The organism is Amycolatopsis rubida (assembly GCF_900115345.1).
In the GTDB taxonomy this organism is placed as follows: Bacteria; Actinomycetota; Actinomycetes; order Mycobacteriales; family Pseudonocardiaceae; genus Amycolatopsis; species Amycolatopsis rubida.
In genome coordinates, this window is sequence record NZ_FOWC01000001.1 from 573,927 (window position 1) to 587,871 (window position 13,945).

The 13,945-nt window shown below is 70.2% G+C and carries 13 protein-coding genes; 4 read left to right on the forward strand and 9 right to left on the reverse strand.

The genetic code is table 11. The annotated features are described in order from the left end of the window. Positions 1 to 35 precede the first annotated feature (35 nt). The 6 genes from BM362_RS02825 to BM362_RS02840 form a co-directional block, all read right to left on the reverse strand. Positions 36 to 2,624 (reverse strand): CHAT domain-containing protein, encoded by a 2,589-nt coding sequence (locus BM362_RS02825; RefSeq protein WP_167545190.1) that lies wholly within the window; start codon positions 2,622 to 2,624, stop codon positions 36 to 38. A gap of 53 nt (positions 2,625 to 2,677) precedes the next feature. After that, the gene (locus BM362_RS47240) at positions 2,678 to 3,163 is read right to left on the reverse strand and encodes a hypothetical protein (protein WP_067583898.1); all 486 of its coding nucleotides are present in this window, start codon (positions 3,161 to 3,163) and stop codon (positions 2,678 to 2,680) included. Continuing rightward, positions 3,160 to 3,765, reverse strand: a complete 606-nt coding sequence (locus BM362_RS02830) for an RNA polymerase sigma factor (RefSeq protein ID WP_067583896.1) — start codon at positions 3,763 to 3,765, stop codon at positions 3,160 to 3,162. Before BM362_RS02830 ends, BM362_RS47240 begins: the two co-directional genes overlap by 4 nt. 1,423 nt (positions 3,766 to 5,188) lie before the next feature. Then, positions 5,189 to 5,329: a hypothetical protein gene (locus BM362_RS47245; protein ID WP_157904962.1), complete on the reverse strand. Its 141-nt coding sequence runs from the start codon at positions 5,327 to 5,329 to the stop codon at positions 5,189 to 5,191. A 99-nt stretch (positions 5,330 to 5,428) separates the two neighbouring features. Next, the gene (locus tag BM362_RS02835) at positions 5,429 to 6,178 is read right to left on the reverse strand and encodes an SGNH/GDSL hydrolase family protein (protein ID WP_093572119.1); all 750 of its coding nucleotides are present in this window, start codon (positions 6,176 to 6,178) and stop codon (positions 5,429 to 5,431) included. Between the two features lie 572 nt (positions 6,179 to 6,750). Then, positions 6,751 to 7,380, reverse strand: a complete 630-nt coding sequence (locus tag BM362_RS02840) for an NAD(P)-dependent oxidoreductase (protein ID WP_093572120.1) — start codon at positions 7,378 to 7,380, stop codon at positions 6,751 to 6,753. A gap of 88 nt (positions 7,381 to 7,468) precedes the next feature. On the opposite strand from BM362_RS02840, the gene BM362_RS02845 reads away from it, so the two are divergent. Next, positions 7,469 to 8,032, forward strand: coding sequence for a TetR/AcrR family transcriptional regulator (locus BM362_RS02845; protein ID WP_067583890.1), 564 nt, complete (start codon positions 7,469 to 7,471; stop codon positions 8,030 to 8,032). Here BM362_RS02845 and BM362_RS02850 read toward each other — a convergent pair. Then, positions 8,029 to 8,514 carry a GbsR/MarR family transcriptional regulator gene (locus BM362_RS02850; protein WP_067583888.1) on the reverse strand — a complete coding sequence of 162 codons (486 nt, stop codon included), beginning with the start codon at positions 8,512 to 8,514 and terminating at the stop codon, positions 8,029 to 8,031. The genes BM362_RS02845 and BM362_RS02850 overlap by 4 nt on opposite strands. A 94-nt stretch (positions 8,515 to 8,608) precedes the next feature. On the opposite strand from BM362_RS02850, the gene BM362_RS02855 reads away from it, so the two are divergent. Continuing rightward, positions 8,609 to 9,508, forward strand: a complete 900-nt coding sequence (locus tag BM362_RS02855) for an ABC transporter ATP-binding protein (RefSeq protein WP_093572121.1) — start codon at positions 8,609 to 8,611, stop codon at positions 9,506 to 9,508. Beyond that, positions 9,505 to 11,100: an ABC transporter permease gene (locus BM362_RS02860; RefSeq protein WP_067583882.1), complete on the forward strand. Its 1,596-nt coding sequence runs from the start codon at positions 9,505 to 9,507 to the stop codon at positions 11,098 to 11,100. Before BM362_RS02855 ends, BM362_RS02860 begins: the two co-directional genes overlap by 4 nt. 2 nt (positions 11,101 to 11,102) lie before the next feature. On the opposite strand, the gene BM362_RS02865 is transcribed toward BM362_RS02860, so the two are convergent. Further along, on the reverse strand, positions 11,103 to 11,435 hold the full coding sequence (locus tag BM362_RS02865; protein WP_067583879.1) for a hypothetical protein: 333 nt from the start codon (positions 11,433 to 11,435) through the stop codon (positions 11,103 to 11,105). 119 nt (positions 11,436 to 11,554) lie between these two features. Here BM362_RS02865 and BM362_RS02870 point away from each other — a divergent pair, with 119 nt between their 5' ends. After that, positions 11,555 to 12,796, forward strand: a complete 1,242-nt coding sequence (locus tag BM362_RS02870) for an MFS transporter (protein WP_093572122.1) — start codon at positions 11,555 to 11,557, stop codon at positions 12,794 to 12,796. Here BM362_RS02870 and BM362_RS02875 read toward each other — a convergent pair. Then, the gene (locus BM362_RS02875; RefSeq protein WP_093572123.1) at positions 12,767 to 13,933 is read right to left on the reverse strand and encodes an MFS transporter; all 1,167 of its coding nucleotides are present in this window, start codon (positions 13,931 to 13,933) and stop codon (positions 12,767 to 12,769) included. The two genes, BM362_RS02870 and BM362_RS02875, sit on opposite strands and share 30 nt — an antisense overlap. Between the last annotated feature and the right edge of the window lie 12 nt (positions 13,934 to 13,945).

The following is a 13,945-nucleotide window of genomic DNA, read 5'->3' on the forward strand; positions in this document are numbered from 1 at the left end:
ACTCACGACGCAGGCTGCCGCCGCCCCTGCCGCGCTCAGCCAGCCCCGAGGCACACGAACGGCCGCCGCATCGGGTCCACCGCCACCGCTTCGGCCAGGGCCAGCGCGGGTGAAGTCCCCTCGGCGAGCCGCCGGTGCAGGTCCGCCATCGTGTCCGCCGCCGCCCTGTCCCCGACCCGCGCCACCGCGCCGATGACCGTCTTCGAACCGCTCGCCAGCAGCGTTCCGGCGAAACCCAGTGCCTCCTCGCCCGGCCGGATGTGGCTCATCGCCAGCTCGCACGCGGCCAGCACCACGCGCTCCGGCGGGTTCGCGAGCCGGGTCGTCTCGTGCGCGAACAGCGGGCCGTCCACCAGCTCGACGCGGGAGAACAGCGCGTTCGCCGGCTCGTGCGCGCCGTGCGCGACCAGGTGCGCCAAGCGGGTTCCGTCCAACGCGGTCAGGACCGTCGCACTCGTCGCGGCGTCGCCCTCGACCAGCTGCGCGTCCGGGTACACCGAGCGCAGCTTGCTCACCTCGCCGACCGCGCCCGGCACGCCAGGACCACCCGCCAGCAGCACTGGGCCGTCCTCGGCCGGACGCTTCGCGGTGATCCACGCGGTCGCCGACGGCACGATCGACACCGGGTGCCCGCGCAGCGACGGCAACGCGCCCCATGGCATCGCGTACAGCTGGCCGATCGGAACGATCACCAGCTCGCGGTCATCGAGCGTTTTGACCAGCGACGCGGAAATCAGCGCGTCGAGCTTCTCCGCCCGCCGCCGCGCGGACGCGGACACCGTCTCGGCCAGCATCGGCGGCAGATGGTCCGGCGCGAGCGCGTCGAGGTCGGCGTGCAGCTGGGTCGCGGTCTCCACGATGTCGTCCAGCGGACCCAGTTTGAGCAGCCGGAACGTCCCGCGGTCGACGACCACCGAGTACAGCTGATTGTTGTAGGGCACCAAACTCACCAGCACGCGATCGCCGAGCGCGGCGACGACCTCGTCCGGCGTCGCGACCGGCCGCGGACGGCCCCACTGGCTGGTGTACCAGCCGAGCCTGCTCGCCTCGCGCTGCAGTTCGGCGTACCGCTGCTCCAGCGCCTTCACCGGCTCGCCTTCCAGCCGGGCGCGCTGAATGGTGCGCTGGACGTGCCGCATTTCGTTGATGTGCTTGGCCAGCACCGGATCCTCGATCACCGGCAGCGGTTCGTACCGGTAAACCTGCGCCCGGGTGCGTTCGAGCCAGGCGAACATCCGGCGCGCGCCGGCCGCGTTCCGCCGCGCGCGCCGCAGCACGAGCCGCATTGCCAGCCTGCCGAGTTCCTCGCCGTGCACGGCCGTGCCGCACAGCAGGTCGAGCCCGCCCATCCGGTCGCGGATCGTGCCGAGTTCGCGCAGTCCGGTGCGAGCCTGCGCGAGCGCCGCGCGCGGTCGGTCCTCGGCCACCGCCAATTCCGCCCGGCACAACCGGAACAGCATCCGGTGGTCGACCGGCGACGTCGCCCGCGGTGCCGGGACGTGCGTGAGAACGAGCGAGGCTTCGGAGATTTCCTTGCGGCGGATCAACAATCGCACCGCGAAGAGCCGCGCGACCGCCGCCTCGTCCCGCAGCCCGAGTGCGGCCAAGCGTTCGGCGATCGAGACGAGTTCGGCAGGCAACCGCGAGGTAGAGCGCCCTTTGCGGTCCGACAGGACCTGCTGCGCTTCCGCCCGGAACCGTGCCAGGCCGGCGATCTCGGCCCACGTTCGATTGCCGCGGCGGAGAAATCGGCGCCGCGCGTCCGACGCGGACTTTCGCGCCAGCGCGAAATCGCCCTCCAGCAACGCGGCCGCGGCCCGGGCCACCTCGGCTTCCGCGATGTGCTGGCCGGATCCGTTGGCGTGCAACTCCGGCAGCGCCTCGTCGAGGTGCCTGCCCGCCTCGTCGGCGAGACCCGCGGTGAGCAGCGCGCGAGCCTGGTCGAGCCGGATCAACGGGATCGAACCGGGCGATTCGGTGACGAGGATCCGCGCGGCTTGTTCGTAGCTGGACAAGGCTTGCGGGACGTCGCCGATGAGCTGCGCGTGATCGCCGAGGTTTTGCCGGATCTTGCCCTCCAGCAGAGTGTGCCCGTTCTCGCGGGCGAAGCCGAGCGCGCGCTCCAAGTCGGCTTGCGCGGCGTTCGGATGGTTCAACGCCATCTGCACCAGAGCGCGGTTCAGGAGCATGACGACCAGCGTCCGGCGGCTGTCGTCGAACTCGGCCTCGATTCCGGGGATGACGGCGTCGTACACCGAAAGCGATTCGCTGGACCGGCCGCCGCGCATCAGCACCACCGCGCGCTGGCCGGTGACCAGCAAGCCCAGCTCGCGGGCGACCTTGCTCTCCGGGAGCTGGTCGCGAAGCTGGCGCGCGGTCTCCAGGTGCACGAGACCGGCGTCGGTGGAGGCGACCTCGGCCTCGGCCGCGCCGAGGCTCACCAGGACGCGGACCTGCAGTTCCCGGTGTTCGGGCAGCGGTTCGGCAACGCGCGCCAGCCGCGTGATCGCGCTGCGGAACAACCGCACCGCGATACCGGGCCGCTGGTCGGACGCGGCGGCCCGGCCGCGCGCGTACAGATCGGACGCCGCCGCGATCGTTCGATCATGGACGGGCGCGGACACGGACTCTATGGGAGCACACCTCCGCCACTGTCCATAACGCCCGTCCGGGTTTCTCAGAGCACGACGGTCGGCGTGACGACGGTGCGGCGGTGCGGGCCGGCGCCGAGGTGCACGAGGATCTGCGTGGTTCCGCAGGGGACGCGTTCGAGCACGAACCGGCCGCCTTCGTCGGTCGCCGTCGCGAACGTGCCGTGATCGGCGACGCGGACCTCCACGTCGTACTCGCCGGCGGGCGCGAGCCAGCCGTCGATCCGGTGCACCTTCCCGATTTTGGTCAGGTTGATCATCACGGTCAGATCGCTGACGGTGAACGTGATCGTGCCGGTCGCCGTGCTGCGCACGCCTGCCAGTTCGTCGAGCCGTTCCCAGCGTGCGACCTCGACGTCGAGGTTCTCGAGTTCGAGCGCGAACTGGACCCGCTGCACCAGATCGTCCGGCGGCGGGTCGAGTTCGTCGAGGAACCGGCCGATATCGGCCAGGATGGCCTCGTCGTCCGGAACCGCGTGGCCGTGTCCCGGCCTGCCGATGTCGTCGCTCACCGGGCACCCCCTTCTCCTGCGAGCAGATCGCGCATCGAGTCGAGGCAGCGGCCCCTGGTGGGCCCGACGCTGCCGCGCGGCATCTGCATAGCCTCGGCCACCGCCCGGTACTCGGCGCGGCCGGCGAGAACGGTCAGCCGCAGCAGCTCCTGGCAGCGTGCGGGCAGCCGGAGAAAGGCGCGCCAGACCCGGCGATCCCGGTCGGCGCGGACGGCTTCCTCCTCAGGCGCGGGATGATCGCTTTCCAGCGTCGCGGCGACCTCGTCCGACAGCGGCACCGGCTGGGCGCGCCTGCCGTAGGGACGGGTCGCCTCCCGGCGAGTCGTGGTGATCAGCCAAGCAGCGAGCGCGCGGGGGTCGCGCAGCTTCGCGAGCTGACTGAACAGAGCGAGCCACACGGTCTGGACCACATCCTCGGCCAGTTGCCGGTCGAGCCCGTTGGCGCGCGCGACGTGCCACACGAGCGGCGTCAGCTCGTCGACGAGTTTCGCCATGGCGCGCCGATCGCCGCCCCGCGCCGCTTCCATGCACGCGGCGTGCAAGTCGGCGCCGGTCAAGCCTTCCCAGGGCGGGTCTACCTCGGTGGTGTGCACGTCGGTCACCGTAGCTGCCTCACTCCGGAGGTGGGCCGACCTGGGCGAGCAAGCCTCCGGTCGTGTCGGCACGTCCGGACCCGTCGCGGGTCGCCTCTCCGGTCGGGTACCGGATCGATCGTGATTAGTGCGCGCTCTTTCAGTGGTGTCGGTGATGCGGATGATGTCCAGGGGCACGGTGGGTGCCCCGTGGGTGGGCTCTTGGTTGAGGAGCGAACAACTGGCTCTGGGATACATCGATCTCTGACTTTTCCGGGTAAGTTTTTTCGCGGAGCCGGTTGGGGCGGTTTTCATGCCGTTCGATTGCGGGTCGGCGGCAGGTTCGCGCAGGTCACCGGCCAGACCCCAGGACCCGACCGGCTGGGCTCCCCCTCCAGCACGGCCGTGTCCCGGCAGCTCCGCCGGACCCGACGGGTCCCCCAACGACCCATCGCGCCCCGCCGGGCTGGGGTCAGCCGGACGAATCCCTCCCCTGAATCCGCCCGCCCGCACCAGCCCGGAAACTGTTTCACCAGCCCCGCCGGACCGATCCCTCCCCGGATCCCTCCGGCTCGCCGGTCCTTGCTCGCCACCCTGCCGACAAGCGGACCCCTCCCCCGGATCGGATCAGGTCAGCTCACCGACCCGGTCCGGCCGAGCGGATTCCTCCCCGAACCGCCTGACCGGACCGAGCCGCAAGCCCGACCCCCAGCCGGGCCAGCCCGCACAACCCGCCGACCGCGCGAACCCCCTCCCCGAAGTCCACTCGGTCGGACAGGATTGGCAAGCCAACCCGTCAGTCCCACCGGACCAGCCCGCGAAGCCCGCCAGCCGGACAAATCCCTCCCCGGATCTGTCCCGCCGCGCCAGCCCGCAAGCCGGTCCGCCACTTCCGCCGGACCAGCCCGCGTGACCCGCCAGCTCCACGAACCCCTCGCGAGATCCGTTCAGCCGGACAGGTCAGCAGGGCCAACCCGCCATTCCTGCCGAACCAGCCCGCGAAACCCGCCAGCCGGACAAGTCCTCCCCAGACCCGTCCCGCCGCGCCAGCCCGCGAGCCGGTCCGCCTGGGTGTGGCCGTTGCCGCTGTTCCGGTGGGCTCGGCAGCCGGTCGGGTCCCCTCAGAACCCGTCCGGCCGGGCCGGGTCCCCCAGACCCGGGCCGAGCGGAACCGGACCGGCGGCGTGGCCAGTCCCTGTCGTCATGTGCGTCGGTCGCTTCGCACTGGCCGATGGCCTGCTCGCCCCCCTTGTGCCGAGCAGGTCGCCGGGTCTCGTGCGTTCGTGCGGGTGCGCACCGGCCGGCGTGAAGTGTTCGCTCGTGCCGACCGGTGCTTCCCGCCCCCAGGGGAGCCCGCTCCCCTTTCGGGCCCCGCCGGAGGGGATTCCTCCCCGAACCCCTCCGGCTGACGACGTCCGGCAGCCCCCTCGGCTCCCGGGCGCCGCCCGTCTCGCTACTTGGCAGTACCGGTGTCGTCGAGCGGCTCGTGGTTGCCGTCCGGCTGCACTCCCCGGTTCGCCCCAGGCGCGGGGCTCGTCTTGACGGGCGGAACGGTGGTTCGCGGCTGCCGCTCGTCCTTCTGATCCGCAGGCATGTGGCCCTCCCTTTCCTTGGTTCGCCCCATAGGACGCATCCAGAGTGCGCCTAGATACACGGAGCGCCAAAGTTTTTGGGAATTTTGTGAACCTGCCGGTCAGGATGGCCGCGCCACCTCCCCCGGATGCCAACCGTCAGTGACGATCGGTAACCCCTCCGAGAGCGCGGCGGCCCACGCGCGGTAACCGATCGGGCCAGGATGAAAACGGTCAGCAGCGAACATTCCCGGACGGAGCAATCCCGGTGCCAGCGGGATGTGCGTGACCCCGGGAAGCCGGGTCAACCCTCGCGCCGCCTGGTCGAGCGCGACCGACCGCGCGCCCAGCAAGTCGCGGAGCGGCCGGGGCAAGGACGGGAAACTCGCCATTGGAGGCACGCCCGCGAGAACGACCGGGACATCGCCGACCCTTCGCCGCACCTCGACGATGATCGCCAGCAGATCGCGCCGGTACCGCGCTGCCGAGTGCAGCTCCAGGGTGTCGTTCACGCCGAGGACGACGACCACGACGTCCGCCTCCCGGACACGCGGAACCAGCTCGTCGAGAACCACTCGTGCCGACGCGCCGGTGATGCCCAGCGCGTGCCACCGCACCTCCCGGTCCGGATACGCGCGGGCGAGCCCCACCGCGAGCTGGCCGGTGAGCGCGTCGGCGTGGGTGAGCGCGCCGACGCCGTCCACCGTCGATTCGCCGATGACGGTGAGCCGCAATGGACGCCCGGTGCCGAGAGTGCCCTCGATCGGACCCGTGGCTCCGGGAAGCCGCGGAGTCGCCCGACGCACCCGAACAGCCTGCGCGACGAGCACGGGTGCCATCAGGAAAAGGAGGAACAGCCGAAGAACTGCCATGCCTCCGACAGTAACGAGGGGCTACGACAGATCCGGGGCGTCGAGGGGAGTTGTCCACAGGGGATGTGAGTTGTGGACAACCCTGGGGACAGCTTGGGGAAACCCTCCGCCAGCAGCATGTCTGCAACTGCCGACAGAACCGTCAGACGCGGGCAGCAGGGGCTGCGGGCAACCCGCTGCAGGTGGCAGGGTCCGCGGGCAAGCCCACCGCAGACGGCAGAGTCCGCAGGCAACCGTGTCGGCGGGCGGCGGGGGCACACCCCCGCAGATGGCAGAGTCCGCAGGCAAACCCACCGCAGACGGCAGGGTCCGACAGGTGAGCCCACCGCAGACGGCAAGGTCCGCAGACGGCAGGGTTCGCAGGCAACCGTGTCGGCGGGCGGCGGGGGCACACCCCCGCAGATGGCAGGGGGCGCGGGCACACCCCCGCAGGTGGCAGAGTCGGCGGACAACCCCATCGCGGGCAGCAGGGCGAGCAACCCCGCCACACCCGTCAGCATCCGCAGGCAACCCCGCCACACCCGCCACTATCCGCAGGCCCCCGCGGGTGTCGGCAACCGCAGACACCCGCGTCACTGAGCGATCGACACCGTCTTCCCGGTCAGAGAATCGTCCTCGGCCGCATCCAGCAAGAACCGCGCCACGTTCGCGCGCGGGATCTGGAATCTCCGCCGCACATCACGCCCCACCTCGCTGCGCACGTGCTCCCGAGCGGGCTTGTCCGTCAGCCTCGTCGGGCGCACGATCGTCCACCGCACGTCCGGAGCGGCGTGCAGGATCGACTCCATCCGTTGCAGGTCGGCGTATCCATTGCGCAACACCGCACCCAGCAACGGCTTCAGCACCAGCTTCGAGAACAGGCTGTCGCCCTTCGCGGGCAGGCCGGACGCGCTCACCACCACGAACCGCGTCCGGGAACCGCGCAGCGCGGAGACCACGGAGCGGGTGCCGTCGGAGTTGACCGTCGTCGGCTTGAGATCCGACGGGCCGAGGGCCAGGACGACCGCGTCACGGCCGGTCACCGCATGAGCCAGGCCGGCATCGGTCAGGGAGTGAACCGCGACGTCCAATCGGGGATGCGCGGGGACGGTCAACCGCGCGGGGTCGCGGACCACGGCGGTGACGTGCCATCCGCGCGCCAGCGCTTCCCGCACCGCCAGGCCGCCGATCCGGCCGCTCGCGCCCAGGACGGTGATCTTCATGAGAGACCTCCAAGGAGGGGTGAGTGTTCACTTACCGGCTAGGGTAAGTGAACACTCACCGCACTGAGAAGGGCCTCAGGGAGCACGCATGGGAAGCCGCGAGGAGATCGTCGCCGCAGCAGCGGCGGTCATGCGGGAGCAGGGGTACGCGCACGCCACGACCAAGGCGATCGCGCAGGCCTCGGGTTACTCGGAAGCCTTGCTGTACAAGCACTTCCGCGACAAGACCGCACTCTTCCTCGCGGTGCTGAAAGAGGAGCTGCCCGACCTTGCCGCCACGGCGGCGAGACTCACCGAGCATCCCGGGAAGGCCGAGCTCGGCGACAATCTCGCCGAGCTGACTGCCACGGCGCTGGCCTTCTACTGCGCGAGCTTCCCGATCTCCGTTTCGCTCTTCTCCTCGCGCGACCTGCTCCGCACCCACCGGGACAGCCTCGAAAACGGGCCCGACCTGCCGATCCAGCACGTCGCAGGCTATCTCGCCGCCGAGGTCAAGCTGGGCAGGCTGCGGGCCGATCTCGACGTCGAGGCCGCGGCCAGGCTGCTGCTCGGCGCGTGTTTCCAGGAAGCGTTCCTCGCGTCCTTCGAGGAACGCCCGCCGCGACCAGACCTCACCCACCGGCTCGGCGCGACCCTGGAACAGCTCGGCTAGTCGCGGTTCTTCCGCAGCTCGTGCCACCGGTCGTACAGGTTGTTGACCTCGACCAGCATGAACGCCAGGAAGTCCCGCATCTCGGCCAGCCGTTTCCCGGCGGGAGTGTCCGGGCCGAGCGCGTCGACGCCGTCGGTGGCCGCGTCGCGCCACATGATCAGGAAGCGGTCGCGTTTGAGGAAAGTCGCGTACCAGAGGTCGTCGTAGAGCTGGTAGTGGTCGCGGCGCTCGCCGGGTTCGCGCACCTTCCGCACCAGGCCGATCTGGTCCAGGTACCGCACCGCGCCGGAGATCGCGGCCGGGCTCACCGACAGCTGTTCCGCCAGTTCGGCAGCCGTCAGCTGCCCCGAGTCGGTCGTCATCAGGGCCGCGAACACCCGCGCTGACATGCGCTGCATGCCGATCTGGGACATCACCAGACCCAGGCTTTCGACGTAGCGGCGGACGGCGTCCTCGTCTCTCTTCGTCTCAGGCGTCGTCATCCGTCCATCCTCTCCCACGAGCGTCTGGATGATCACTCGGTCCAGACGTTTTCTTAACTTCACAACTTCATGAAAAGAGTGTAGCTTCCGAACCATGGGAAACGCCATTGCGATCTCCGGCCTGCACAAGGCATTCGGCCGGGTAAAGGCCCTCGACGGCCTTGATCTTCAGGTTCCCGCGGGGGAAGTACACGGATTCCTCGGCCCGAACGGCGCCGGGAAGTCCACCACGATCCGGGTCCTGCTCGGACTGCTGCGCGCCGACGCAGGCGAGGTCCGGCTGCTCGGCGGCGACCCGTGGCGCGACGCGGCGAGCCTGCACCACCGGCTCGCCTACGTGCCCGGCGACGTCAACCTCTGGCCCAACCTGTCCGGCGGCGAGGTCATCGACCTGCTCGGCAGGCTGCGCGGCGGGCTCGACCAGAAGCGCCGCGAGGAACTGGTCGAGCGCTTCGACCTCGACCCGCGCAAAAAGGGCCGCACGTACTCGAAGGGCAACCGGCAGAAGGTCGCCATCGTCGCGGCGCTCGCATCCACTGTGGACTTGCTGCTGCTCGACGAGCCCACCTCGGGCCTCGACCCGTTGATGGAGGCCACCTTCCAGGAGGTCATCCAGGAGGAACGCGCGCAGGGCCGCACCGTTTTGCTGTCCAGCCACATCCTCGCCGAGGTGGAAGCCTTGTGCGACAAGGTGAGCATCATCCGGGGCGGCCGCACCGTCGAATCCGGCACGCTCGCCGAACTGCGCCATCTGACCCGCACGTCGATCACCGCGGAGCTGGCCGGACCGCCGAACGGCCTCGCCAAACTCGCCGACGTGCACGACCTCAAAATGGAGGGCACCCGCGTCCGCTTCGACGTGGAAACACGCTCGCTAGAGGACGCGCTGCGCCAGCTGACCCAGATCGGAGTGCGCAGCCTGGAGAGCCGTCCGCCGACGCTTGAGGAACTCTTCCTGCGCCACTACGCGGACGAACTCGAGGCCGGGAAATGAGCGGCGCGCTCAACGGCACCGGGCCGCTCATCCGGCTCGCCCTTCGCCGCGACCGGATCATCCTGCCGATCTGGATCGTCCTGCTCAGCCTCATCCCGGTGGCCACGATCAGCAGTTACGACCAGTTTTATCCGACCGCGGCGAGCCGGGCGGGGCTCGTCGCGTCGGCCGCCGCGAACCCGTCGTTCGCGCTGCTCTACGGCCCGGCGTTCAATCTCGCCACGGCGGGCGGGTTCATCGCCTGGCGGATGGGCGGATTCCTGGCGCTGCTGACCGGCCTGATGGCGGTCTTCACGCTCACCCGGCACACCCGCGCGGAGGAGGACACCGGCCGCGCCGAACTGCTGGCGTCCACTGTGGTCGGTCGATACGCGCCGCTCACCGCCGCGCTCGCGGTGACCGGCGGGGCGAGCGTGCTCATCGGGGTGCTGCAAGCGATCACGCTGGCGGCGAAGGTTCCCGCGGCGGGTTCCGTCGCGCTCGGCGCGAGCACTGCGCTCGCCGGGCTGGTTTTCACCGGCGTCGCCGCGGTCGCCGCGCAACTCGGCGAGTACTCGCGCACCGCGAACGGCATCGGCACGGCCGTGCTCGGCGCCGCGTTTCTGTTGCGTGGCGCGGGTGATTCGACCACCGACGCGCACTGGCTGTCGTGGCTGTCGCCGCTCGGCTGGGCGCAGCAGATCCGGCCGTTCGCCGAGGAACGTTGGTGGGTACTGATCTTGCCCGTCGCGACCACGCTCGTGCTGTGTGCCGTGGCCTACGCGCTGCTGCCGCGTCGTGACGTCGGCGTCGGCCTGCTTCCGCCGCGGCTCGGCCCCAGCGAAGCCGTGCCGTCGCTGCGGTCTCCGTTCTCGCTGGCCTGGCGGCTGCAGCGCGGTCCGTTGTTCGGCTGGCTGGTCGGGCTCGCGGTCGGCGGCGCGTTGTTCGGGACGATCGCGCAGGGCATTTCCGGCCTGGTCGGCGGCACCGAGCAGAGCAGGCAGATCTTCGAACGGCTCGGCGGATCGCATGGACTGGTCGACGCTTTCCTCGCCACGATGGTCAGCCTGTTCGCGATGCTCGCTTCGCTCTACGGCGTGCAGGCGACGCTGCGGATGCGCGCCGAGGAAACCTCGATCCGGCTGGAACCGCTGCTGGCCACGCGGGTTGGACGGCTGCGCTGGGCCGCGAGCCATCTGGTGTTCGCGTTCGTCGGCAGTGCGTTGCTGGTGCTCGTCGGAGGCGTGCTGCTCGGGCTGTCGAACGGGCTGCGCAGCGGTGACGTCGGCCGCTCGGTCGGGAACATGGTGGCGGCCGTCGCGGTGCAGGTGCCCGCGGCGTGGGTGATCGTCGCGGTGGCCGCGCTGATCTTCGGGCTGCTGCCGAAACTGGCGACCGCCGCTTGGGGCGTGGCGGCGCTGGCGTTGCTGATCAGCATGTTCGGGCCGGTCGTCAACGCGCCGCAGGTGCTGCTGGACGTCTCGCCGTTCCAGCATCCGCCGAAGGTGCCCGGCGAGGTGTTCACCGCTTTGCCGCTGGTCGTCTTGCTGGCGGTTTCGGCGGTGGTGCTCGCGGTGGGCCTGACCGGCTGGCGGCGGCGCGACGTCGGCTGAGGTCAGCGTTCGTCGCGGAAGAACGGGCGCAGCGTGGTCGGCGGGGGTGCCGACGGGCTCGGCTGAGCCGGGGTGACCGACACCGTGGCCGTGGTCGTGCGCGGCGGCGGGGCCGGGGGTGCCGGCGGGCGATGGGTCACGGTGATCGGCGGCAGAGGGAGGCCGGTCACCGTGACCGTCACCTGCTGCACGGGCGGCGGGGTGGGCGGCGACGACTCTCCGGCCGGACGCGGAGTGCGACCGGCGACCAGCAGCGCGGCGACGAGCAGCCCGCCCGCCAGCCCGGCAAGACCGGTCACGACGACATAACCCCAGGTGGGAGCGGTGTCCGACATCCGGCACCTCCTCGCCGCACGGTCACTCGGCTACGAGGGTTTCGTCGCGTTGATCATAGGCCTCGTTACGCACTGTGCAACTTGACATATACAGACTCAACTTATGTAACACTGTCCGCGTGAGGGGGATTCTCCGCTCGCCGGACTTCCGGCGGCTCTTGCTCGCCGACGTCCTCAGCCAGGTCGGCAACCGCATCGACTTCCTGGTGATCCCGCTGCTGGCGACCACGACACTCGCCGCGTCCGTGGCCGAGGTTTCGCTGCTGCGGACGCTGAGCACACTCCCGTACCTGCTGCTCGGACTGCAGGTGGGCGCGTGGTGCGACCGGATGCGCAACCGGCCGGTGCTGATCACCGCCGACCTCGCCCGTGCGGCACTCATCGGCTCGGTGCCGCTCGCCGCGGTCTTCGGATCGCTGACGCTGGGCCATCTGTACGTCGTCGTGCTGCTGGCCGGCGGGTTCACCGTCTTCTTCAACGTCGCGCACCAGACCTACCTGCCGAACCTCGTCGAACGCGGCGAACTGCCCGACGCGAACGCCCGGCTGCAGACGAACCTGTCCGTCGCCGCGATCGCCGGGCCGGGTCTCGGCGGGATGATCGTGCAGTTCGTCGGCGGTGCGGGCGCGATGGCTGTCGACGCGGTGACCTACCTGTGGTCCGCCGCCTGGCTGCGCCGGATTCGCATGCCGGACGCGCGGCCCGAGCCCGCGGAGCGGAACCTCCGCCGCGAGATCGGCGAGGGACTGCGGACGGTTGTGCACAATCCGCTCCTGCGGGCGATCGCCCTGCACGGTGCCGTGTCGAGCCTGTTCCAGTCGATGTTCATGGCGGTGTCGACGGTGTTCATGGTCCGCGACCTGCACGTCGCACCATTCATGATCGGCTTGCTCGGCACGATCTCGCTGATCGGAGCCCTGCTCGCGAGCGGAATCGCGCGACGGCTCGGCGCGCGCTTCGGCGCCGCGCGGGCGTTGTATTTCGGTGCCGCCGTGTACAGCGTTTCGTTCCTGCTCAACGCCTTCGCGACCCAAGGCTGGGGTCTCGCTTGGTGGGTAGCGGGCGGTTTCGGGTCGAGTTTCGGGATCATCGTGCTCGGCGTGTTCGAGACGAGCTTCCGGCAGGCGGTCACCCCGCACGAACTGTTGGGCCGTGTCTCGTCGGTGTCGCAGACGGTCGTTTTCGGCATTGTCCCGCTCGGCAGCCTGCTCGGCGGCTTCATCGCCGAACTCGCCTCGACCCGGGTCACGCTGTACGTGTGCGGCATCGGAATCCTTGCCGCGTCAGCGATTCTCATCGCTTCGCCGCTTCGCAAGATGCGCGATCTGCCGCTAGCTGAGGGTGCGGTCAAGAACGATTAGGGGGACAGCAAGCGCGGCTAGGACGGCTCCGATGAGGCTGACCCAGGCGAGGGCAGTGCCTTGGGTAAGCGCGGCTGCCGCCAGAACGGGAGTGGCACTGATCCCCAACTGGAAAGCCGAAACCGTGGTCGCCCCGGCGAGTGCCGGAGCGTCGGCGGCGATGGCGAAGACCCGGCCGTAGATCGCGGGATTCAGCACGAAAGCCGCTACTCCGAGCAGGAACACCGTGGGAAGCATCGCCCACGTGTGGTGGATCGCGATGATCATGACGACCGAAAGAACCGCGATCGCCACAGCTCCGGAGAGGAGCGCGGGGTGGGGTCGCCGGTCGGAGATGCGTCCGCCGACGGACAGGCCGACGAAAGCGCCGATACCGAAAAGGGCGAGGACCGCGGGGATCCAGACCGTGGGGACGCCGGTGATCTCGGCGAGCATGGCGGAGAGGTAGTTGAACGTGATCATGTACGCCGCTGTCGTGAGGATCGTGATCCCGTAAATGCCCCAGAGCCGCGGTTTGCCGATCGTGGCCAGCTCTCCCGCCACGCTTGGCCGAGCCGCCGGCCGGGTCGCCGCGGGGATCCCGAGCGAACCGGCGAAGACCGCGGCGAGCGTCAGTGCGACCACGGCCCAGAATCCGCTGCGCCACTGGGTGAAATGGCTGAGCAACGTGCCTGCCGGTCCGCCGGCGACCATGGCCACGCTCAGGCCGCTGACCACGACCCCGGAGGCGCGGGCGTTGCGGTCCGGGGTGACGAGGCTGATCGCGGTCACCGACGCGACGGCGAAGAAACCGGCGTAGGCCACGCCCGAGACGACCCGGCTCACCAGCAAGACCGGGTAGTCGCCCAGCAGCCCGGCGGCGACGCTGGCGGCGAACACTCCTTGAGTGGCCATCAGTGCGGTGCGGCGGGGCCAGCGCAGGCTGAGCACGGCGAACGGCGGCCCGCCGATGACGACGCCGAGCGCGAACGCGGTGATGAGAAAACCGGCGGAGGACAACGAAACCTGGAGATCGCCGGCCACCGCGGGCAGCACGCCCGCCAGGAGAAACTCCGCGCTGCCCATCGCGAACAGGCTGAAGGAGAGCAGATAGACGCCGACGGGCAGGCGTGCGGACGTTTCGATGGTCTTGCTCATCAAACAAGCACC